Origin of the sequence: Propionispira raffinosivorans DSM 20765 (assembly GCF_000381065.1) — a bacterium.
GTDB classification, from domain to species: domain Bacteria; phylum Bacillota; class Negativicutes; order Selenomonadales; family Selenomonadaceae; genus Propionispira; species Propionispira raffinosivorans.
Map to the genome: position 1 here is coordinate 85,549 of NZ_KB905849.1, position 20,252 is coordinate 105,800.

Below are 20,252 nucleotides of genomic sequence, written 5' to 3' on the forward strand. Positions count from 1 at the left end.
GCGGTAAGAGAGCAAAAAGAGAAAGAAAGGATAAGAAAAAATGAAGACAAATATCGCTAAGCGCATTGCTTTTTTAAGTACGTATCCACCGAAAGAATGTGGATTGGCTACATTTACGGAAGATTTGGTAAATGCAATTGATGAAAATACAGAAACTTCTTCCGTGCAAACCTGCATTATGGCAATGACAAAAAATGAAGAATACACGGATTCACGTGTTGCATTTCATGTGAAACAGGAAGATCGTTCCAGTTATAAGGAGGCCGCTGCTTGGGCCAATACACATGTCGATTTGGTTATTATTGAACATGAATATGGTATTTTTGGCGGAACCGCAGGTGAATATGTTATTGATTTTGCGAAAGAACTGCAAATCCCTTTTATCGTTACGACGCATACAGTGTTACTTCGCCCGACGTCAAAACAGAGATCTGTTTTACGTGAACTTGGCAAACTGAGCACAAAAGTCGTGACGATGGCAGAAAGTTCAATTCCGGTGCTAAAGGGCAGCTATGATATTGCCGGACGTAAAATCATGTTTATACCACATGGTGTACCGAGTATGAAAATGGTATCACGTGAACAACTGAAGTCGTATTATCCGGCGCTCAAAAATAAACAAATTATTAGCAGCTTTGGTTTGATCAGTCCGGCAAAGGGGTTAGAATACGGAATTCAAGCCTTGGCAAAAGTAGTAAAACAATATGATGATGTTATTTATTTGATTTTGGGGAAGACACATCCTACCGTTAAAGAAAAAATGGGTGAAGCCTATCGGCAGAGCCTTATGGATTTGGCAGAAACATTAGGCGTGAGAGATCATGTCCAATTTGTTGATAAATATTTGACCAAAGAAGAGGTCATCACCTATTTACAATTATCCGATATGTATTTGACACCGTATTTGTCAGCTGAACAGGCTGTCAGTGGCACATTGGCCTATGCCATGGGTTACGGACGGGTTATTATATCGACACCTTATCGCTATGCACAAGAGATGCTAGGGGAAGGCCGCGGCCTCTTAGCTCGATTTAGAGATGAAGATTCACTCGCAGATTGTATACGAACGGTTCTTGGCAATCCTGAGCGAAAAGCGGATATGGAAATCAGGACCATGGCTGTAGGTCGGACGATGACCTGGGAAAATGTAGCGAGTCAATATGTGGAATTATGTCTAAAGACTATTGATGAAAATAGGAATTCTTTGACAAGTGATACCCAGATACCACTCGTTCCACTTGAAAAAAAAATGACATTTTCGTTTAATAAAACCAGTCAAGTGAAGGGGATGAAAGCATGAACACACTTGCCCTTGAAAGCCAGCTTGATAAAACACATATATTTCGCATGACAGATGATACGGGGATGTTTCAGCATGCGAAGTTTGGTGTACCGGATCTATCCAAAGGTTATACGACAGATGATAATGCTCGAGCGCTCATTATGGCAGTCATGCTGTATGAAAAAGAACAGAAAAAGAGCTATTTGGCTTTAGTTTATCGTTATTTGGCATTTGTATTGTATTCACAAAATGAAACGGGACGCTTTCGTAACTTTATGACATACGATCGTAAGTTTATCGAAGCGGAGGGGTCTGAAGATTGTTTTGGTCGTTGCCTTTGGGCACTAGGATATACAATGGAATCAACGGTTATGCCAAAAGGGGTACAAGATGTTTGCGCCAGAGCTGTTGCTGCTGCTTTGGATACAAAATTATTTGCTATCAAATCCATCAGAAGTCAGGCTTATGTATTGATTGGCTTAGGTTTTCTTAAGACGGAGGCGGCACATTTAAGAATTTGCGAAATTGCTACGCAGTTAGCAGATTCTTTTGACAAATGTACGAAAACGAGTGAGTGGCAGTGGTTTGAAGATGAATTGACCTATGATAATACAGTTTTGCCATGGGCTATGTTTATTGCATATCGTGCGACGAAGGAACAGCGCTTTCTCGATATTGCCCGTAAAAGTTTGGCTTTTGTTGACACAGTTACGTTTCGTGATGGATTTTTCCGTCCTGTTGGCTGTGATGGCTGGTATAAAAAAGACAAAGAACCAGCTTTGTATGATCAGCAGCCAGTTGAAGCTTCAATGTCAACATTGGCACATTTGGTTGCCTTTGAAATTACAGAACAGGCGGATATGCTTGAATTTGCCCAAAAAAGTTTTGCTTGGTATTTAGGCGAAAATTCGTTGGGACAGAGTTTGATTGATCCAGAAACCGGAGGCTGCTTTGATGGCATTACCCCAACGGGAGTCAATCGAAATCAAGGTGCGGAAAGTATCGTCGGGTACACTATGGCAAAATTGGCTTTGTCAAAACACAATCTTACGACACCAACCTTTATGACGAATCAAAGTTGTTTTGAACGATAAAAGACTTTGTAGCGGGTTAAAAACAGAAAGGAATTTTTATTTTGAAAATTGCAATGCTGGCACCAATCGCGTGGCGAACGCCACCGCGTCATTATGGTCCATGGGAGAGAATCGTTTCGTTGGTGACAGAAGGTCTGGTTAAAGAAGGACTGGATGTTACGCTTTTTGCCACGGGTGATTCACAAACAGCGGCTAAACTTGTAGGTGTTTGTCCGAGTCCATATGAAGAAGATCGAAGCATCGATGTTAAAGTTTGGGAATCGATGCATATATCAGAAGTGATGGAGCATGCGAATGAATTTGATCTGATTCACAATCATTATGATTTTTTGCCGTTGACATATAGTGCTTTAATCAAAACACCCATGGTGACAACCATTCATGGGTTTTCCTCAGAAAAAATTCTACCGGTTTATAAAAAATATAACAAAAGAACACAGTATGTATCGATTAGTGATGCGGATCGCAGTGATCAGCTTGACTACATCGGGACGGTTTATCATGGTATAGATATCGAACGGTTTACGATGCGTGAAAAACCGGGGGATTATTTAGTGTATTTTGGTAGAATTCATCCTGATAAAGGAACGAAAGAAGCCATTGAAGTGGCTCGTTCTGCTAAAATGAAGCTGGTGCTCGCGGGGATTATTCAGGATCAGGCCTATTATGATGAATGTGTAAAACCATATCTGAATCATGATATTACGTATATTGGCTCGGTGGGGCCAGATGCCCGTGATCGCGTACTGGGACATGCATTGGCTCTTCTACATCCAATTGGCTTCAATGAACCGTTTGGACTGACTATAGTCGAAGCAATGGCTTGTGGCACACCAGTAATTGCTTTCAAGAAAGGTTCTATGCCGGAAATCATTACGAACGGTGTTGATGGATTTTTAGTGACGAATGCGGCTGAAATGATCGAACGGCTGCAAGACATTAAAAAAATTGACCGCTTGGCTTGCCGCAAAACGGTAGAGGAACGTTTTTCCCAAAAACGAATGGTGAAAGATTATATTGAAGTTTATAAAAAGATCTTGCTTTTATGATTTTAGTTAAACAGATAAAAAACAGCCAATAGAAAACACTTTTAAAAAGTGTTCTAGCGGCTGTTTTTTTTATCTGTATAAGTTGCATTAAATATTTTATATCAATCGTCAGGAATTTGGTATAGGGTTGAGTAGCGTTACGTAGGAAGCAAACGATGCCCTATACCAAATTCCTGGTAACATAATAGTCTACATGCAATTTCTTTAATGCAACTTATATGTATTGTAATATTTTTTTTAAAATTGATATTTAAATTTTAAATGTTCTAATACGGATATCAACTTATCAATGTGTTCAGCCTTGTGATGGGCATTTAGCATGATGCGAATCAAGGCATGATCTGGTTTTACTGCCGGATAACGAAACATCGGTACAATTAAACCTGCCTGTAAAAACGCATCATATACGTGTACGGCTTTTTCATCATTACCAATGAGTACAGACGTAATATAGGATGGAACAGGGCTGAGCGTGAAGTTCTTTTCTTCTAAACGCTGCCTTAAAGCCAAAGACCGTTTCAAATAATTATTCATAATTTCAGGATGGTTTTGGAGTTTTTGCATAATATAATAAATGGTGCTCGCTGTTGGCGGCTGAATAGCTGCCGTAAATAAAGAGGTACCGGAGAGAACTTCAAAAGCATGGATATATTCTTTCGGACCAGCAATGGCACCGCCTTCTAAACCAATTGATTTAGAAAAGGAAACCATAACAAACGTGGCTCGCCGCATTGCGGCAAATTCTTCGGCGAATAAACGATTTTCCGGACCATAGATTAAAAATCCATTTGCATTATCGACATAACTTAGTGCATTGTATTTTTCGCAGGTATCGAGTATTTGTCCAAGGGGAGCAATGGAGCCATCCGCTGAATACACGCTTTCAAAAACGACGACAATTTTTTCGTGCTTTTGCGATACTTTTGCTAAAACACGTTCTAAATCTTCGGCCTTATTATGACGAAAAGCAAAAAGCTGTTTACCAAATTCCAAATGGGAGGCTGCTTTCCACAAACTCCAGTGGCAGTCTCGATCTAAAATAAAAACAGTGTCGCTGTTATTGATATTACAGGTAGGACTGAAATTAAATTTACTTGTCATTGCATTGATAAACCCAATATTTGCCAATAAACCGCTGGCAAATGAAATTGAACGTTCTTTGCCTGTGATATGGCAAAGTTCTTTTTCCATAGAGAGATGGGCTTCACAGACGCCTTGCGTCACGCGTGATCCGCCGGTAGTTAGGCCGTAAGTACCGCAAGCAGTATGAAAATGGTCTAAAACATCTTTTTCCTGATGAAAGTCTAGTATATTAATACTGGCAAAATTAATCATTTCTTTATCTTCATAACAGATGGTTGGTCCGACTGGTTTTGTTGTGGTTAACAGTTCATGAAAAAATCCTTCATCCACAGCGCTTTCAACAAAATCTTCGAAGCCCCAAAGTTCTTTTTCTGCTGTTTGTAATGAGTTTTTCATGGCAAGATCATATTTATTCATAGTAACTCTCCTAAAATATAGTATTGATTTCCCATTTATTTGATAGTAAAAAAATTAAATTTCAGACCGACTACGCCGAGAACAATTAAAATAATACAAAAAACTCGGCCAAATTCTTTCGGTTCACCTAAGTAAAACATACCGATAATGGCTGTCCCCACGGCACCAATACCAGTCCAGACGGCGTATGCTGTACCAATGGGAATGTCTTTTAACGACTCATCCAATAAGAAAATACTGCCAAGCATAGCAGCACCGGTCAGTACTGACGGCCAAAAGCAGGTGAAGCCTTCTGTATATTTCAATGAAATTGCCCACACAATTTCTAAACAGCCGGCTATTAGTAAATAAATCCATTCCATTTTATACACTCCAATTTTTAAAGTTACTTGACGTATATTTTTATCATAGTATATGTCTTTATGCTGAAAACACAATGAAAGAGTAGGATAATCTTTGCGTTATCAATATGTGACTTCATTTTTTGACTAACATACAGTATACGAAACAGCTTTGTACTTCGTTCATATATTTTTTCACATAAAAATAGCCAGGGTATTCAATACCGTGGCTTTTTTTATTGGATGTTTATTTTTTTATAAAATTGTATCGTTGAGATAATACAATTTTTTCTTGCACTTTTTAAACGATTACTTCATTTAAATTTATGCTTCATGGAATAATTATACGATAAAACTTGCCAGCCAATGATTCCTATAATTAGCATGGTGTTTGAAACTGGCAAACCACTATATGATATTATATTATTTACTTGATCTTGGTCTGAACTTGCTGCTTGCGAATGTTCTGACGCATTAAGACTTAACCCGAGGGAGATTTCTTTTGTTTTTCCGTCGATCATTTGTTCTGTTGGTAGATACGAAATTGAAAACTGAAAACAAGATAAACAAAATAAAAGAAGTAAGACGGCTAGTGTGGTCAGCATTGTCGTTTTAGTGGCCTCTCCAGTTAATTTAACTTCACGTTCATCTCTCTCCCGAAGCAATATCAATTTTGAGAGTATTTTATCACGCAGTACATCGGATACGATTAAACGAATACTTAAATAAATAGTAATAATCATCCATGAACTTAATATAAAACACCCACCAAAATCATACCAAATTTCTGCATAAAAATTATTTTGTGCAGCAGTTGCCAAACCAAGTGCAAAAATAGAAATAAACCAAATTAGCAATATTGGTAATTCATATATAAAAACCCTTAGTAAAATACCATCCAACTTATTCATTTTGTTTCCTCCTCAATTGAAAAAATATTATTAATATCTGTTTTAAAATAACGGGCTATGCGAAAAGCTAATTCTAAAGATGGATTATACCCGCCGCCTTCAATCGCAACAATTGTTGCACGTGTTACGCCTATAGCCTTGGCTAATTGTTCTTGTGTCAATTTTGTTTCAGCACGAAAAACAGGTAAACGATTCACTAACTTTAATTGCATCATCAATTTAGTCATTTCTAACTCCTTTCTACTTTTTACAAGATTATTGTATAATAAAATAATCTTTATGTCAAGTTTATTGTACTTATTTGGTCAAAAAATAAAACTGCATAGTTGCGAGTAGTCATTATAAAACCAATATGGAGCCACAGGTGCCCTTGCTCTTTCTACATATGGCTGGAAAAAGATTTTTTCTTGTTGAAACTGACGAAAAAAATAGCTGTCGCTAGCGTTGAAAAAACGCTGGCGACAGCTATTTTTGAGTGTATATTTTATTTTTTTAGATGAAATGGTATCGTTGAGACAATAACATTTTTCTTTAAAATGAGCAGTGTTCGTAAAATCAAACCAGTTTGATTATGAAGAAGTCGATGCCACCATTTTCTTGTTTCAAATTCTGGGATCAGAATGGTTATATAGTCATTCGGACCTTTTTCATTGGATAGTTCTTCAATAAAATCAATTAGCGGCTGTACAACGAGGCGGTATGGTGAATAAATTGTGACTAATTTGATACCTGGATTCCAGCAATTCCATTTTTCTTGTACCTTTTTACCAATTTCTTCATTGGTAGCAATATGAACAGCCATGACATCATCGCCGATGGATTTTGCATATTTTAAGGTTTCCGCGATTACACTGGTTGGACTAGAAATTGGAACGATGACGATATTTTGCCCGCCTTGTATTTCTGTTGTAAAAGCAGGGTTCATATCTTCGATTGGCAGATGGAGTTGTTCAGCCATATTATTATAATGACCTTTGATTTTTTTGAAAATAAAAATCATCACTGGGATAAAAATGAGAACCATCCAGGCTCCATGGGTGAATTTACTGATGCCGATAATCAAGACAACAATTCCTGTTACGATAGCACCAACGGTATTGATGGAAGCACGTAAAACCCAGTATGATCCCTTGACGCGGCGCCAATGGATAATCATCCCTGTTTGGGCAATGGTAAAAGATAAAAAGACACCAATTGCGTATAGAGAAATCAAATGATCCGTATTTCCCTGGTAAATGAAAATCAAAATACCGGCAGCGATACTTAATAAGACAATCCCGTTCGAAAAACTAAGCCGTTCACCTCGTTCACCAAGATAACGCGGCATATAGCCATCACGGGCTAAGATAGACAACAGCGGAGGGAGTCCATTGAAGGATGTGTTTGCAGCTAAATAAAGCACTAACATTGTAGTGATTTGGATATAATAATAAAACCAGCTGCGACCGAAGGTTAATTCTGCTATTTTTGATAAAGAAGTAGCATCGGACAGTGGTAAAATATGAAAATGCATGATTAAAAACGAAATACCAATGAACATAAAGCCAAGCAGGCCTGACATACAAAATGTTGTTTTGGTTGCATTTTTAACTGCAGGTTCTTTAAACATAGGAACACCGTTTGAAATAGCTTCGACACCTGTCATGGAGCTACAGCCGTTGGCGAAAGCTCTCGATAATAATAAGACCATACTCCAGTCAAAATTGCGTTCGAGTGATTCAGTTGGAATAATTGGTGCTTGCTGTGTAACCGCTTGGTAAATACCAGTTGCAATCAAAGCTAAAATACCAAAAATAAAAGCGTAGGTTGGAAAAACGAAAGCAGATGAAGATTCGCGTATACCTCGTAAATTAACGAGCATGAGAACTAAAAATAAGATCAGTAAATCAATGCTTACTTCATATTGCAATAAATCAGGAAACGCTGAAATGATGGCGGCTGTGCCTGCTGAAACACTAACTGCTACCGTGAGTGTATAATCGGCAAATAGGGCAGCTGCAGCCGTTAATGCTGGGAATTCACCCAGATTTTCAATGGCTACCGCATAAGAACCGCCGCCGCCAGGATTCGCTTTACCTACTTGAACATAAGAAATCGTTACAATTGCTAATAATAGTAAAATTGCTATCGCAACATGGCTTAAGTAGCCGTATGCTAAAAGCCCTGGAACAGCTAGGATGATCATAATTTGCTCTGGTCCATAAGCGACCGAAGAGAGCGCATCCGAAGAAAAAATAGCTAGGGCCTTCCAATTTGAAAGTTTTTCATTTGAAATTTCTTGATTGTGCAACGGCCTGCCGATTAATAATCGCCTAAGCAAACGCATCATAGTTTGTGTCAACCTCCAGTTAATATATAAAAATATATTTATAAAAAAACGCATAGCATTTTGGATTGTCAATCTGATAAAAAATGCACAAAAAAAAGACCATGGGTGGTCTTGTACCCCTAATTTTGGCCGACGAAGTTAGCTGACGGGTAGGATGATAAGAGAAAAACATCCTTTCTATTCCTTTGAATAGAATTAACCCCAAAAGTTTTGGTTCCTCCGCTTCTTACAATAAGAACTAAGCCATTAATTTTTTTGTATGAATCACATTATACACCTTCACTAGTATAAATAAAAGATAAATTTTTATTGTAAAATTTTATCTTTTATTTATTATAAATGAAGTGTAAAAAATTTACATTCCAACAACGATTTTATTTGATCTTTTTTGCTTGACAAAATTTTCAATGACTATATAATTAGTTGTATGAAACTAATTACTGAAAGAGGAATTTGAATATGGCAACGGAAGATCTTATCGTCAAGGCGATTAACATTTTATCTGATGAAATGCGTTTATGTATGAGGAAACATAAAGAGCAAGTACCAGATGGCAAGGAATTATTTAACTTGTCCATAACACAGCTACATTACCTTCATGCTATAAAAAAGTGCATAACCCCGACGATTACTGAACTTGCTGAAATATTTGGTGTACAAAAATCAACGGTAACGGTTGCTGTGAATAAACTTCTGCAGCGTGGCTTTTTGGAAAAAACTGCATCACAAAGTGATTTACGTGTTGTCCATGTTAGTTTATCAGAAAAAGGCAAACGTTTGATTGAAATCGAAGATCAGGGATATTATCAGTTTGCCGGTCAAGTTATACAAAGTTTGACCGAGGTTGAAAAAACACAATTTGTTAAGTTGCTGAACAAAATAACACAGTAACAATACTGCCCGCATCCAGCGGGTTTTATATAAATCAATGGTTAGTTTTATAAAACTAAATTAATGAAATGAGGATTTTTATGAAGCATATAAAAGCTTTTATTTTTGCAGCAGTTGTGTTGCTGCTTTTTGTTACGGCAAGCCCCGTAGTGCTCGCAGGGTCTGCGGCCACCTCCCCCCATAAGGAACAACAGCTTTTGCTCGTGATCGGTGATTTGTCACAAGAAAATTATGGTGCGGAGCTTACCGATCTGGTTTATAAGCAGCTGCAAGGTCAAATACCAGGGCTGGTTCTTGCTGAATCAGTGGATGCAGCAAATTTAGAGCAAACCGATCTACAAGCACTGGCAATACAAAAAAATGTTAAGCAAATTTTATTTGTAGAAATTTTGCCAACAAAATCTGATTTTAAAGATATTATATGCTACAAACAACTTCGCTCTCAAGCAACCTTGAAAATCTGTCTATATGATCGGGATAATCAAAAATATCTCATGCGAGAGATTGTGACTGGTACAGATCAAAATACAACATGGATACCATATACCGGAGTTGGTAAAAAAGTAACTGTTCAGAAAGCCGTTCAAAATGCGTCTGTCATAATTGGTGATAAAATCAATCAACTACGTTTAGCCCCCAAAGAATGACTTTTTTATGGAGGAATGAAGCATGAATCGGCGAAGTTTTCTTATTCGGAGTGGATTGATGTTACTCACAGCAGGCGGTGGAACAATGCTGTTTCGTTCATTAAATGAGCTAAAAACCGTGGGACGTCAGGGGCTGACTCAAGGTGTTGAAGGACTTGATGCGGATCATGCCGCTATTTTATACTTTGCATCCTTAGCACCGAGTGGTCATAATGCGCAGCCTTGGACGGTGAAGATTCTAACAGAAAATCATTGGATTTTGGGAACAGCAGAGTCGAGATGGCTGACTGTGATTGATCGCGGCAATCGAGAAATGTTGATTTCACTAGGCGCTTTTTTAGAGAACCTTATTTTAGCTGCACAGCAGTACGGATATGCGGTAAAATCACAACTTGTACCAGAAAACTCTAAGAGCCAGGCCGTCATTGATATTACGTTTTACAAAGGGACCATACCTTACACCACGGATTGTAGCCATATTGAAATGCGTCGTACCCTGCGCAATAACATGCTGCCAACATTGTTGTCACCGGAAGACATCGATCTTTTGGTCGGTGAACAGAAAGAGACTTGGTTTTATTTTTCTCAGAAATCCATGGAGGGGCAGTATTTAGCTGCAATGACAGTAGAGGCTAACAAAACACAGACTTATAAAGAAGCTGCACAGATCGAACTGGCAAAATGGATTCGCTGGCCCAATCGTGATGTTATGAAATTTCGCAATGGACTAACTGCTGAAACGATGGAAATTGAGGGGGTTTCCAGGTGGTATGTGAAAAATTTTTATACGGATAAATCTGTGCTTGGACACGATTTTCGGCAAGCGACGATTGAAAAAATAAAAGAACAAACCGCTGCCGGAAGTGGTTGGCTTTTAATTACAAGTGCGACATCAAGACAAGGACTTATTAATGTCGGACGTAAACTAGAACGAATCTGGCTTACCTTGCGGGAGCATAAGATTGCGATTCATCCGATGAATCAGCTAATTGAGGAAGAGACTTTTAAGCAAGTCGCAGCCGAGAAATTAGGAATGAAACATGAATTGCAGCTTTTATTGCGGGTCGGATATACGGCTGCGTATCCGATGCCGGTAAGCCCTCGTATGGCAAGGGAGACAATCCTTTTATGATCTTATTTATCGATAATGTTGGATTCTTACAGAGTCTGGCATTATTTTTTTGTTTAAAATTAGGATAAAGGGAATTTTCTATTGATGGAGAAATTACAATTTAAGAATAATTTCTTATTATATCAGGTTGTATAAATCAAACATGAAAGATAATTCATAATAATATGACATATTTGGATAAGTTTTGGTAGAATGCTAACAATTGAAGTGAGTATTTTATGTAAATAAAAATTTTAAGGCATAATCTGTATTATTATAGAAGTGCCTTTTTTAGTGGGTTTTTAAAATGAAATTTATTAAGGAAGGAAAAAGTGAGAATATGACGCGTTTACGGCAATTTGATGTGGATAGTTATCGGATTTTAGCTGAACTTAGTGAAGCGGTGATGTTTGAGTGGCAAATCAATCCAGATTGTTTTTTTGCTGCAGCGAATTGGAAACTTAACTTTGGGCATGATCCGATTACGGAAAATTTTAGCCAAAACATAGAAAAAATTTTTTTTATGCATCCTGATGATAAGGATGTATTGCTTGAATATGTAAATAAAATTAAAACCAGTCCTGACGAATTGTCATTTGCACAAAATTATCTAAAAATCGAAATGCGGCTCAAAAATAAAGACCAAGAGTATGTTTGGTTTAGGCTGCGTTTGATTTTACGGTATATTGATGATGTACACCCTGATCGACTGCTTGGCATGATGACAAATATTGATGAGGAGAAAAAAGAATTTGAGCTGCTGCGTTATCAGGCGCAAAAAGATTTATTAACGGGACTTTATAATAAAATGACAGCCAACACGCTGATTACTGAATATCTTGAAAACAGTTGTCTGCCGGATAAAAAACAGGCATTATTTATTATTGATATTGATGGATTCAAAGAAGTAAATGATCATTTTGGCCATTTGTTTGGGGATGCGGTGATTGCTGACTTGGCGCAGCGTATTGAAAAAACATTTCGTGAGACGGATATTGTGGGACGAATTGGCGGCGATGAGTTTATCGTCTTGATCAAGAATATCAGTAAACTGGAACTTATCGAGCAAAAGGCGCAGGAGCTGTTGAAATATTTAAAGCGGACGTACTCCAGTAATGGAGAGACTTATGCGGTTTCAGCGAGTATTGGCATTGCCCTTTGTCCGGATCATGGTACTTTCTTTACAGATTTATTCAATAAAGCAGACCATGCCCTTTATTATGTAAAAGAACATGGGAAAAATAATTATGCATTATATCATCAAAAACTACCAGAGGCGGCATATAACAATGCAAGAATAGATAAACAGAAATTGGATAGTACAAAACGTCGTAAAAAAAGTTTCCATGAAAATGTTATTGAATATGTTTTTAAAATTCTCTATCACACGAAAGATGCAAATGTGGCTATTAATTTAATTTTGGAGGTGATTGGTGAAAAGTATGATATTAGTCGAATGTTTATTCTCGAACAAACGTCAGTGGGGGGTATGTGAATACGTTTGAATGGTGCAACTATGATGTTGAATCCAGACAAGCCGAGCAACAAGATATTCCAAAGGAAGCAGCTGAGAAATTTAAGCCATATTTTGATGAAAACGGAATTTTTAGCTGTGTAAATATTGCAATGCTGCCAAACGAACTGCGACAATATTTTGCAGGTACCCCCGTGCGAGCTTTGCTCGAATGCCAAATGATAGAAGGAGGTGTTGCGGCTGGATTTATTGGTTTTGAATACAACGAATATGCCCGAATGTGGAAAAGCGATGAAATTGAATCACTTTCTTTTACGGCAGAAATTTTAAGTACTTTTTTGCTAAAAAAAAGAGCTATGGATAAATTACAGGTTGTACACTTACAAACATTGGAAATTTTGGATAATATTGATTCCTTTGTGTACGTTATCGATAAAAAATCTCACGAAACACTGTTTTTAAATAAAAAAGCAATTGAATTTTTTGGAGCAAATAAAATTGGTGGACGCTGTTACGAGTTTATTAGCTGCGAAGATGGACCCTGCGATTATTGTCCAATGCTTTTTCTCACAGATTCACTGGATCATGTCGCACAGGAAGTTTATTTGCCAAAACGAAACTTGTGGTTCAAGGCTGCAGTTTCAAGGATACAATGGACGGAAGGTCGTGATGTTTGTTTGTTGCATTGCCATGATATTACAGCATATAAAACAAAATAAAATTTTTATTATGTGGAAGAGGAGTATATTATATTGACGCAAATAGAAATAGAAGCTGTCGCGGCACTAATTCTGAGGGGGGTTGAGTAGCTGCTTTTCCATCTCGCAAGAAAAAGGACAGCTATCCGTTTTATGAACACACGGGTAACTATCCTTTTTCTTATGTAACTATTTTACGCTGAGGTGGTGTATCGTATGCTTTTTTTTACCAACGAGTGGTACTTTACTTAATTACTTATGAAAAAACTGGCAATATCCATTTCTAAGCCATCAGCAATTGCGAATAAAACGTCCAATGAATAGGCTTTTGTGGAGTTAGGTGCTTCGATTTTACTTAAGTAGCTTTTGCTGATACCAATTTTAGCGGCGAAGGCTTCTTGTGAAAATCCTTTGAGGTTTCGATAATAAATTATTTTTTTGGCAATTTGACGATAACGGTCGTCATAACTAGTTCGCATCATTACATTCCTCCCTTCAGATAAAATTATAGATAGCTTCAATTTAAGGCGTGTGGCACTTATTGTGAAATAAAAAAATTTAACAATATTGCACTTATGGTGAATTGGGGATATAATTAATGTAAAATGGTCGGATAATGCGCAATTGAATCAAGTAAGATTTTAAAAAAGATATCAGGGGAAAGGGTGAGTTACATGAGCTTTTTAGATAATATTAAAGTAAGTTTCAAAATCGGAATTTTAGTGATTATTGCGCTTGTTATTGTAGGTGTTGTCGGTGGTGTTGGATATGTCTATTTGCAAAAAGCAAATACAAATCTGACGGTTTTATATGAGGATCGCTTAGTGCCGGTGAAATTAATCAATGGTATTCGTACCGATATTGCCAAAGCAAATACTGCCCTCCTGGAATTAATGATTACGCAAGATGATTCGAAAAATCAGGAATTAAAGAAAATCATTGATGATATCGCGGGTAATACCAATACAGTGTATGGTCAATTGGAAAAAATGAAAATGGATGCGAAAGGACAGGAACTGTTTGCCAATATCAAAACAGCAACAGCTAACTTTCGTACGGTACGGAGTAAAGTGCTTGATTTAGCACTGCAAAATAAAAATGCCGAAGCCTATGCCTTATATGAAAAGGATGTGTACCCAGCTTCTATTGCTTTTGCAAAAAGTTTAGATGATTTTGCAGATTATTATTCGAATTTGTCGGAGCAGATGAAAGTGGACAGTGAAAATAGTGCCAGTGAGGCAAATCGAATTTCATTGGGAATTCTTTTTCTGGCCTTTCTTTTACTTGGGTTTAGTGGATTTTATATCAGTAAAGTTATTACAAAACCACTGGGGCTCATGGTCTCAGTTTGTAAAGAATTTGAAAATGGTGATTTTCGCGATAAACCTAGAAAGCTGGTGCGCAGCGATGAAGTTGGTCAGCTGGCCGATGCTTTAGCCAGTATGCGGGATAGTCTTCGCCGCTTAATGAAAAATGTCAATGTTTCCGCTGAACAGCTAGCGGCCTCTTCTGAAGAATTAACAGCCAGTGCTGAACAGTCGGCACAGGCTTCAACCCAGGTTGCTGTTTCTATTACAGATGTGGCTAATGTTGCAGTAGAACAAATGAAAGCAACCGATGATACTTCAGGGGTCGTAGAACAGATATCTGCGGGTATCGAAGAAATATCGGCTGGGGCGAATGAGGTTACGCATCAAGTGCTGCAAACCGAAGAACAGGCGAAAAAAGGAACGATTGCAGTCGGCAAAGCGGTAAAACAAATGAAATCGATCGAAAATACGGTTATTTCATCGGCGCAGGTCGTTAGCAAACTAGGTGAACGGTCCAAGGAAATTGGTCAGATTGTCGATACGATTTCTGGAATTGCCGGACAGACCAATTTGTTGGCACTGAATGCTGCCATTGAAGCAGCTCGAGCTGGGGAACAAGGCCGTGGGTTTGCCGTTGTCGCCGAAGAAGTGCGTAAGCTTGCGGAACAGTCACAAGAAGCGGCAAAACAAATTGCGGAACTCATCGGACAAATTCAAGGCGAAACAGAAAATGCGGTGCAGGCAATGAATACTGGAACCCATGAAGTGAAAATCGGTGCAGAAGTTGTTACAGAATCTGGACAAGCCTTCGAAGATATTGCCAAACGAGTGAATCAAGTGACTGGAAAAGTACAGGGAATTTCAACAGCAATTGAACACATGGCAACTAGCAGCCAGCAGATTGTGGTATCCGTTCAAAAAATTGATGGCTTTAGTAAACATGTTGTTGGTGAAACGGAATCGGTATCAGCCGCTACCGAACAGCAATCTGCCTCGATGGAAGAAATTGCCTCGGCTAGTCAGGCGTTAGCGCAGCTTGCCGTTGGTCTTCAAACAGAAGTTAAAAAGTTTAGAATTTGATTCAGAGATACAATCCAATATTTTTAATGAAGTAAACCGGAGAACCCCAGGTCACGAATTGTTTATGAAAACGATTCGTGACCTTTTTTTGTGCAAAAGTAGGAAGGAAGCACTCACTGCGTATTGTGCGTGCTTCCTTCAGCTTTTGGTCAAGTGGTTGCAACTTAACATAAAAGAACTCACTCTTTAAGTATCGAGTATATCGTCGTCGGATATTAATATTTCGATAGCTTTTCGTTTTTTAGGAGATAGTTTATTTAGTTTTTTTAATAAATTCCAATCCTCAGTGGATATCGAGATAAGAGCCGGCGGAATTTTGTATGGAATAGGTTGTTGTCCACAAATCAACCAATCTGTTGTTACAACATATAAATCCGCTAATACTTTCAGGGTATAAGGATCTGGAGAGCTAACATTGTTTTCATAATTAGATAATGTTTTGTTGTTGATGCCTGTGCGTTCTTTTACTTGTATTTGTGATAGCTTGGAAACTTCTCTTACTTGGCGTAGGCGATCTCCTAGTTTCAATTAGTTTCACCTCCATGTAGTCTATGATACAAAAAAAATAATATAAAAAGAGTCTAATCCAAGAATAATAGAATTGCTATTGACTTCCAATAAAATAGGAATTACACTAAAAAGAGACTTGACACCTGTTGGCTTAAAAAAATATAGCATATGATTTTCAGGACTTAATAATTCATATGCTTTAAAATAAAAAACATTGTATTTATAAGGAGAGATTGAGATGAGTAAGTATCAAGAAAAAGCTGGGCATGAGGTAGACTTAGATAAAATTACATTGACCGATGTAATTGATCTTGGATTTCTGCAACAATTTCAAGATGATTTTGCCAAAGGCGTGGGGGTAGCAAGTGTAACCGTTGATGCAGATGGTAAGCCTGTTACAAATCCTAGTAGTTATACACGGTTTTGCATGGATTTTGTCCATTCGACTGATTGTGGTGACAAGCGCTGTGCGGAATCTCATCATAAAGGTGGAGATGAAGCTGCTCGCACTGGTAAACCTGTTGTTTATGAATGCCATGCTGGTGTAATAGATTTTGCGGCTCCAATTATGCTTGAGGGACATCATATTGGAACGATTCTAGGCGGGCAGGTTTTGGCAGAAGAACCAATTGAGGATAAATATCGGAAAGTTGCGAAAGAAATAGGTGTTGCTGAAGAAGGGTTTATTGAAGCGGTTAAAGATGTGCGGATCTTGTCGAGAGAACGGATTGAAGCTGCAGCCAATGTACTTTTTATTGTAGCCAATAATATGTCTCGCGAAGCTTATCAGAAAATGAAATTGCAGACGGCATCTGAAACACTGAGTGATGGGATCGGCCAAATATCGGCAACCATGCAGGAACTCGCAGCATCGGCATCTACGGTAAGCCATACACAAACGAATTTAAACAACGAAATTAAAAATGTAAACACAGTTACTGGAAAAATAGATGAAGTGATGGATTTTATAAAAGATATTGCGGATGAAACCAGACTTTTAGGTTTAAATGCAGCGATCGAAGCTGCTAGAGCCGGTGAAGCAGGACTGGGCTTTGGGGTCGTGGCACAGGAAATCAGAAAATTATCGGATGATTCGAAACAAACGGTGGGCCGAATTAAAGAACTTACGACCATTATTAAAGAGTCGGTAGAGAAAACAGTGGTTATGGGGAATGCTACAACGGAAACCATTGAACAGCAAGCCGCAGCGATTGAAGAAGTTACGGCCAGTGTTGAAGAAATCAACAGTTTAACAGATGAACTCACGGTGCTGGCAACAGAAAAATAAAAAAGTAAAGGAGGGAGCCATATTGGCTAGTATACAATTAGTTGTATTTGCCGTAGATGATCAAGAATATGGTATTGATGTTTTGGCAGTAAATGGAATTTTGCGTGCAAAAAAATTTAAAATTCAATTATTGCCAGGTATGCCAAAAACGATTGAAGGCATTATAAATTTACGTGGACAAATTAAGTATTTATATAATTTGCGCAATAAATTTCATTTACCGGATGAAGCGATGTCAGATGAAAGCAAATTTATCATGTTGAATATTTATGATTCGATTGCTGGATGGATTGTAGATGAAGTTACAGACATTGTGAAGATGGATGATGAAAATTTAGAAATACCACCGAATTGTGTGAACGGTTTTGCGAATCATTATATTAAGAGTATTGGCAAAATTGACGAACGTCTGATTATTATATTGGATCCGGAAAAGGTTTTAGGACAAGAAGATTTGGCAGATATTCCACTTCCTGATAAATTAGTCGTTTAAACGATGACACGGCAGCACTTATCTACATACGAATGGGGTAACGTTTTGTCGGGAGTTTCTTGCGGCTGATCGCCAGCGCGAATCTTTTGTTTAACTTATAATTAAATAGTTTCTATAAAAAAACATAAAAATAACTTCCCTTCAATTGGGAAGTTATTTTTTTATCAAACAAATAAATTCTGGGGATATTCTCAATACAGATCTTCCTTTATGAGTCTTATTTTTTGAATGAGGGTTTTAAAACATGGTGGGCTGATCAAACGGTGGATACGTATCTATATATGTTTGGATGGGAAATTTACGTTTCATGCCGTTGAAATTCATATAGCGGATTTTACCGAATACGTTTCGCTCTGACCAAGCACGATCGTGGAGACCGCCCATGCTCCAAGCGATGCCCGCATAACCATTAGGATCACGACCATCGAGGTGGTATTTATCGTTGAGATATATTGCTGTAGACATCGCATCGGCTGGTGTTCGTGACCATTCGAGAATCTTTTTTGCCCAATACATGCGTACATAGCCATGCATTTTCCCGGTTTCTGTCATTTGACGCTGGGCGGCATTCCATAGTGGGTCATGGGTAAGTGCCTGCTCGAGGGTTTCGGCATTATATAGATACTCACGGGAATCGTCGAGGTGCTCTTGCAGGGTTTTTTGTGCCCAGGCTGGAAATGCTGCTGCGTTGTCATAATTTGTTTGATAGAAACAAAAATTATCGGCTAATTCTCGCCGAATGATAAGTTCTTCGAGGAAGCTTTCGGTGGCAGAGGAAGTCGAGTGCATTTCCTTAATGAGCAAGACAATTTTTTGAGCAGAGATTTGCCCGAAATGCAAATAGGGGGAAAGGTTCGACTGCATATTTTTTGTGGGATCGTTGCTTTGTTTGTCATAATATTGAAGCTTTTCTTGGATGAAGTTAAGGACAGTATTTTTGCCGGTCTTGCTCCCGGGCTTTAGCCAGGTGATTTCAGAAACAGTTGTATCAACCGTTAATTGCGCTAAAAGGTCCGTAATCGGAGGCAAGGGTTGGATGAAAAAGTTTGAAGCTGGATGAACTGATATTTCGGGGACTGGCAATAAAAATTCGGACAGTAAACGCTGTATTTTAGGGCGGATCGTATAGGCGGCGTATTCAAGTTTTGTTGAAGCTGTCCAGCAGGGGACGATATTGTGAGCATCAACTTCATAACAAGGGATTTTGATTTTTTGCAAAAGTTCTTTTTTCCATAATGCTTTTATTTTTAGAGGATCAAAATCGATGATTAAAGTACTTGCGGAATTTGTCTGTAACCATGTCGCAATGACTTTTGATGGTGAACCGATCAGTAAATAAAAAGGAATATTTTTTTTAGTTAAATTTTGAGCAGTTTCTGTTAACCCTCGCAGCATAAAACCGTATTGTCGCAGTGTTGCACCAATAAAATCCGGTGCTAACGCAAATAAAACAACCAATGGCTGGTTTTGCTTTCTTGCTGTTTGCTGGGCATAATAGAGTGCCCAGTTATCTTCGGCACGCTGGTCACGGCTCATCCAGTACACGACAGGACCGCTTTGAGCTGAATTTTTTATAGTCTGTATAATGCGGATGCGGCGTTGATCGATCATGTTGTTCCCTCCGGTTATAAATTTTATTGCACGTGACGGGTATTCATATCACGGGTGTTGATCATGATATACCGTTTTATAAAACCAGAAAGCATTGAGCAGTAAAACGAATTCCCTATTGTCTGCATATAGCTTGCATATCAATTATAAGAGAAATCGATTCTCGGTTCAATTGAAATATTAGATGGATAAGAATTATTGTACCATGATTCACAAATCCTTGCTTTTTTTCTTGGATAGGTGAAGCCGAAGCCATTTTCTTAGCTTGTTGTATGATAACTTTAGATCGTTGCTGCATGCATTTTAAGAACAAAAGGAGTCCGCTTAAAAATCATTTCATGGTCATTTCTAAGGTCGGTATTCAATTGATATTTTTGTGAAAAAGTAAGGGTAATTGTTCATAGTATGCTACTTTAGCAGGAGTTTAGTTTATATAAAAAAGCAAGACATTAAAATAATAAAAATTTTTAAAAAATAGATTGAATTTTAAATCTATTCAGTATATACTGAATTCATAAGTTATATGATAAATTAAACGAATCGATTCAAGTTGTAAGATAAATGTTTTGGGCGGGATTATATTTCATGATTTCAATAAAGAATTATTAGAATATTTACATATTTCAAAGAACG

The 20,252-nt window shown here is 37.9% G+C and carries 19 protein-coding genes and 1 riboswitch; of the genes, 11 read left to right on the forward strand and 8 right to left on the reverse strand.

The window, feature by feature from the left end; all coding sequences use genetic code 11:
* The first annotated feature begins 40 nt into the window (after window positions 1-40).
* The 3 genes from F606_RS0110300 to F606_RS0110310 are packed head-to-tail and all read left to right on the forward strand — an operon-like array spanning window position 41 to window position 3,425.
* On the forward strand, window positions 41-1,300 hold the full coding sequence (locus F606_RS0110300) for a glycosyltransferase family 4 protein (RefSeq protein ID WP_019553803.1): 1,260 nt from the start codon (window positions 41-43) through the stop codon (window positions 1,298-1,300).
* On the forward strand, window positions 1,297-2,376 hold the full coding sequence (locus F606_RS0110305; RefSeq protein WP_019553804.1) for a hypothetical protein: 1,080 nt from the start codon (window positions 1,297-1,299) through the stop codon (window positions 2,374-2,376). The genes F606_RS0110300 and F606_RS0110305 overlap by 4 nt, the downstream gene beginning before the upstream one ends.
* A 41-nt stretch (window positions 2,377-2,417) precedes the next feature.
* On the forward strand, window positions 2,418-3,425 hold the full coding sequence (locus F606_RS0110310; protein WP_019553805.1) for a glycosyltransferase family 4 protein: 1,008 nt from the start codon (window positions 2,418-2,420) through the stop codon (window positions 3,423-3,425).
* A 237-nt stretch (window positions 3,426-3,662) separates the two neighbouring features.
* Here F606_RS0110310 and F606_RS0110315 read toward each other — a convergent pair whose 3' ends face one another.
* The 5 genes from F606_RS0110315 to F606_RS0110335 all read right to left on the reverse strand — a co-directional run bounded on the left by F606_RS0110315 (window position 3,663) and on the right by F606_RS0110335 (window position 8,506).
* A complete protein-coding gene (locus tag F606_RS0110315) occupies window positions 3,663-4,925 on the reverse strand; it encodes an aminotransferase class I/II-fold pyridoxal phosphate-dependent enzyme (protein WP_019553806.1) in 1,263 nt (420 codons plus the stop codon).
* Between the two features lie 35 nt (window positions 4,926-4,960).
* Window positions 4,961-5,287 carry a DMT family transporter gene (locus F606_RS0110320; RefSeq protein ID WP_019553807.1) on the reverse strand — a complete coding sequence of 109 codons (327 nt, stop codon included), beginning with the start codon at window positions 5,285-5,287 and terminating at the stop codon, window positions 4,961-4,963.
* 293 nt (window positions 5,288-5,580) lie between these two features.
* Window positions 5,581-6,177 (reverse strand): hypothetical protein, encoded by a 597-nt coding sequence (locus F606_RS0110325; protein WP_019553808.1) that lies wholly within the window; start codon window positions 6,175-6,177, stop codon window positions 5,581-5,583.
* Window positions 6,174-6,404, reverse strand: coding sequence for a helix-turn-helix transcriptional regulator (locus tag F606_RS0110330; RefSeq protein ID WP_019553809.1), 231 nt, complete (start codon window positions 6,402-6,404; stop codon window positions 6,174-6,176). The genes F606_RS0110325 and F606_RS0110330 overlap by 4 nt, the downstream gene beginning before the upstream one ends.
* Before the next feature lie 257 nt (window positions 6,405-6,661).
* Complete coding sequence (locus F606_RS0110335; protein ID WP_019553810.1) at window positions 6,662-8,506, reverse strand: APC family permease; 1,845 nt, start codon at window positions 8,504-8,506, stop codon at window positions 6,662-6,664.
* Window positions 8,507-8,618: 112 nt separating this feature from the next.
* Window positions 8,619-8,761, reverse strand: a riboswitch (cyclic di-AMP (ydaO/yuaA leader).
* 204 nt (window positions 8,762-8,965) lie between these two features.
* On the opposite strand from F606_RS0110335, the gene F606_RS0110340 reads away from it, so the two are divergent.
* The 5 genes from F606_RS0110340 (at window position 8,966) to F606_RS0110360 (ending at window position 13,348) form a co-directional block, all read left to right on the forward strand.
* Entirely contained in the window at window positions 8,966-9,397 is a 432-nt protein-coding gene (locus tag F606_RS0110340; protein WP_019553811.1) for a MarR family winged helix-turn-helix transcriptional regulator, read from the forward strand.
* An 80-nt stretch (window positions 9,398-9,477) separates the two neighbouring features.
* Complete coding sequence (locus tag F606_RS0110345) at window positions 9,478-10,044, forward strand: hypothetical protein (RefSeq protein ID WP_019553812.1); 567 nt, start codon at window positions 9,478-9,480, stop codon at window positions 10,042-10,044.
* A gap of 22 nt (window positions 10,045-10,066) precedes the next feature.
* Window positions 10,067-11,176 (forward strand): Acg family FMN-binding oxidoreductase, encoded by a 1,110-nt coding sequence (locus F606_RS0110350; protein ID WP_019553813.1) that lies wholly within the window; start codon window positions 10,067-10,069, stop codon window positions 11,174-11,176.
* A 286-nt stretch (window positions 11,177-11,462) separates the two neighbouring features.
* Window positions 11,463-12,650, forward strand: a complete 1,188-nt coding sequence (locus F606_RS0110355) for a sensor domain-containing diguanylate cyclase (protein ID WP_026329341.1) — start codon at window positions 11,463-11,465, stop codon at window positions 12,648-12,650.
* Complete coding sequence (locus F606_RS0110360; RefSeq protein ID WP_026329342.1) at window positions 12,647-13,348, forward strand: PAS domain-containing protein; 702 nt, start codon at window positions 12,647-12,649, stop codon at window positions 13,346-13,348. The genes F606_RS0110355 and F606_RS0110360 overlap by 4 nt, the downstream gene beginning before the upstream one ends.
* Before the next feature lie 227 nt (window positions 13,349-13,575).
* Here F606_RS0110360 and F606_RS0110365 read toward each other — a convergent pair whose 3' ends face one another.
* Entirely contained in the window at window positions 13,576-13,806 is a 231-nt protein-coding gene (locus F606_RS0110365) for a helix-turn-helix domain-containing protein (protein WP_026329343.1), read from the reverse strand.
* A gap of 195 nt (window positions 13,807-14,001) precedes the next feature.
* On the opposite strand from F606_RS0110365, the gene F606_RS0110370 reads away from it, so the two are divergent.
* A complete protein-coding gene (locus F606_RS0110370) occupies window positions 14,002-15,717 on the forward strand; it encodes a methyl-accepting chemotaxis protein (RefSeq protein WP_019553815.1) in 1,716 nt (571 codons plus the stop codon).
* A 186-nt stretch (window positions 15,718-15,903) separates the two neighbouring features.
* On the opposite strand, the gene F606_RS22320 is transcribed toward F606_RS0110370, so the two are convergent.
* Window positions 15,904-16,245, reverse strand: a complete 342-nt coding sequence (locus F606_RS22320) for a helix-turn-helix domain-containing protein (RefSeq protein WP_019553816.1) — start codon at window positions 16,243-16,245, stop codon at window positions 15,904-15,906.
* Between the two features lie 220 nt (window positions 16,246-16,465).
* Here F606_RS22320 and F606_RS0110380 point away from each other — a divergent pair, with 220 nt between their 5' ends.
* Window positions 16,466-17,515 (forward strand): PocR ligand-binding domain-containing protein, encoded by a 1,050-nt coding sequence (locus tag F606_RS0110380; RefSeq protein ID WP_019553817.1) that lies wholly within the window; start codon window positions 16,466-16,468, stop codon window positions 17,513-17,515.
* A 22-nt stretch (window positions 17,516-17,537) separates the two neighbouring features.
* Window positions 17,538-18,008, forward strand: a complete 471-nt coding sequence (locus tag F606_RS0110385) for a chemotaxis protein CheW (RefSeq protein ID WP_019553818.1) — start codon at window positions 17,538-17,540, stop codon at window positions 18,006-18,008.
* A gap of 237 nt (window positions 18,009-18,245) precedes the next feature.
* On the opposite strand, the gene F606_RS0110390 is transcribed toward F606_RS0110385, so the two are convergent.
* Window positions 18,246-19,619 (reverse strand): deoxyribodipyrimidine photo-lyase, encoded by a 1,374-nt coding sequence (locus tag F606_RS0110390; RefSeq protein ID WP_019553819.1) that lies wholly within the window; start codon window positions 19,617-19,619, stop codon window positions 18,246-18,248.
* Window positions 19,620-20,252 lie beyond the last annotated feature (633 nt).

What these genes read in the sequence shown, in the direction of transcription:
- F606_RS0110390 (WP_019553819.1), bottom strand. Translation starts at nt 19,619, where the DNA reads ATGATCGATCAACGCCGCATCCGCATTATACAGACTATAAAAAATTCA.
- F606_RS0110330 (WP_019553809.1), bottom strand. Translation starts at nt 6,404, where the DNA reads ATGACTAAATTGATGATGCAATTAAAGTTAGTGAATCGTTTACCTGTT.
- F606_RS0110370 (WP_019553815.1), top strand. Translation starts at nt 14,002, where the DNA reads ATGAGCTTTTTAGATAATATTAAAGTAAGTTTCAAAATCGGAATTTTA.
- F606_RS0110325 (WP_019553808.1), bottom strand. Translation starts at nt 6,177, where the DNA reads ATGAATAAGTTGGATGGTATTTTACTAAGGGTTTTTATATATGAATTA.
- F606_RS0110340 (WP_019553811.1), top strand. Translation starts at nt 8,966, where the DNA reads ATGGCAACGGAAGATCTTATCGTCAAGGCGATTAACATTTTATCTGAT.
- F606_RS0110305 (WP_019553804.1), top strand. Translation starts at nt 1,297, where the DNA reads ATGAACACACTTGCCCTTGAAAGCCAGCTTGATAAAACACATATATTT.
- F606_RS0110315 (WP_019553806.1), bottom strand. Translation starts at nt 4,925, where the DNA reads ATGAATAAATATGATCTTGCCATGAAAAACTCATTACAAACAGCAGAA.
- F606_RS0110300 (WP_019553803.1), top strand. Translation starts at nt 41, where the DNA reads ATGAAGACAAATATCGCTAAGCGCATTGCTTTTTTAAGTACGTATCCA.
- F606_RS0110350 (WP_019553813.1), top strand. Translation starts at nt 10,067, where the DNA reads ATGAATCGGCGAAGTTTTCTTATTCGGAGTGGATTGATGTTACTCACA.
- F606_RS0110355 (WP_026329341.1), top strand. Translation starts at nt 11,463, where the DNA reads ATGAAATTTATTAAGGAAGGAAAAAGTGAGAATATGACGCGTTTACGG.
- F606_RS0110335 (WP_019553810.1), bottom strand. Translation starts at nt 8,506, where the DNA reads ATGATGCGTTTGCTTAGGCGATTATTAATCGGCAGGCCGTTGCACAAT.
- F606_RS0110365 (WP_026329343.1), bottom strand. Translation starts at nt 13,806, where the DNA reads ATGCGAACTAGTTATGACGACCGTTATCGTCAAATTGCCAAAAAAATA.
- F606_RS0110380 (WP_019553817.1), top strand. Translation starts at nt 16,466, where the DNA reads ATGAGTAAGTATCAAGAAAAAGCTGGGCATGAGGTAGACTTAGATAAA.
- F606_RS0110345 (WP_019553812.1), top strand. Translation starts at nt 9,478, where the DNA reads ATGAAGCATATAAAAGCTTTTATTTTTGCAGCAGTTGTGTTGCTGCTT.
- F606_RS0110320 (WP_019553807.1), bottom strand. Translation starts at nt 5,287, where the DNA reads ATGGAATGGATTTATTTACTAATAGCCGGCTGTTTAGAAATTGTGTGG.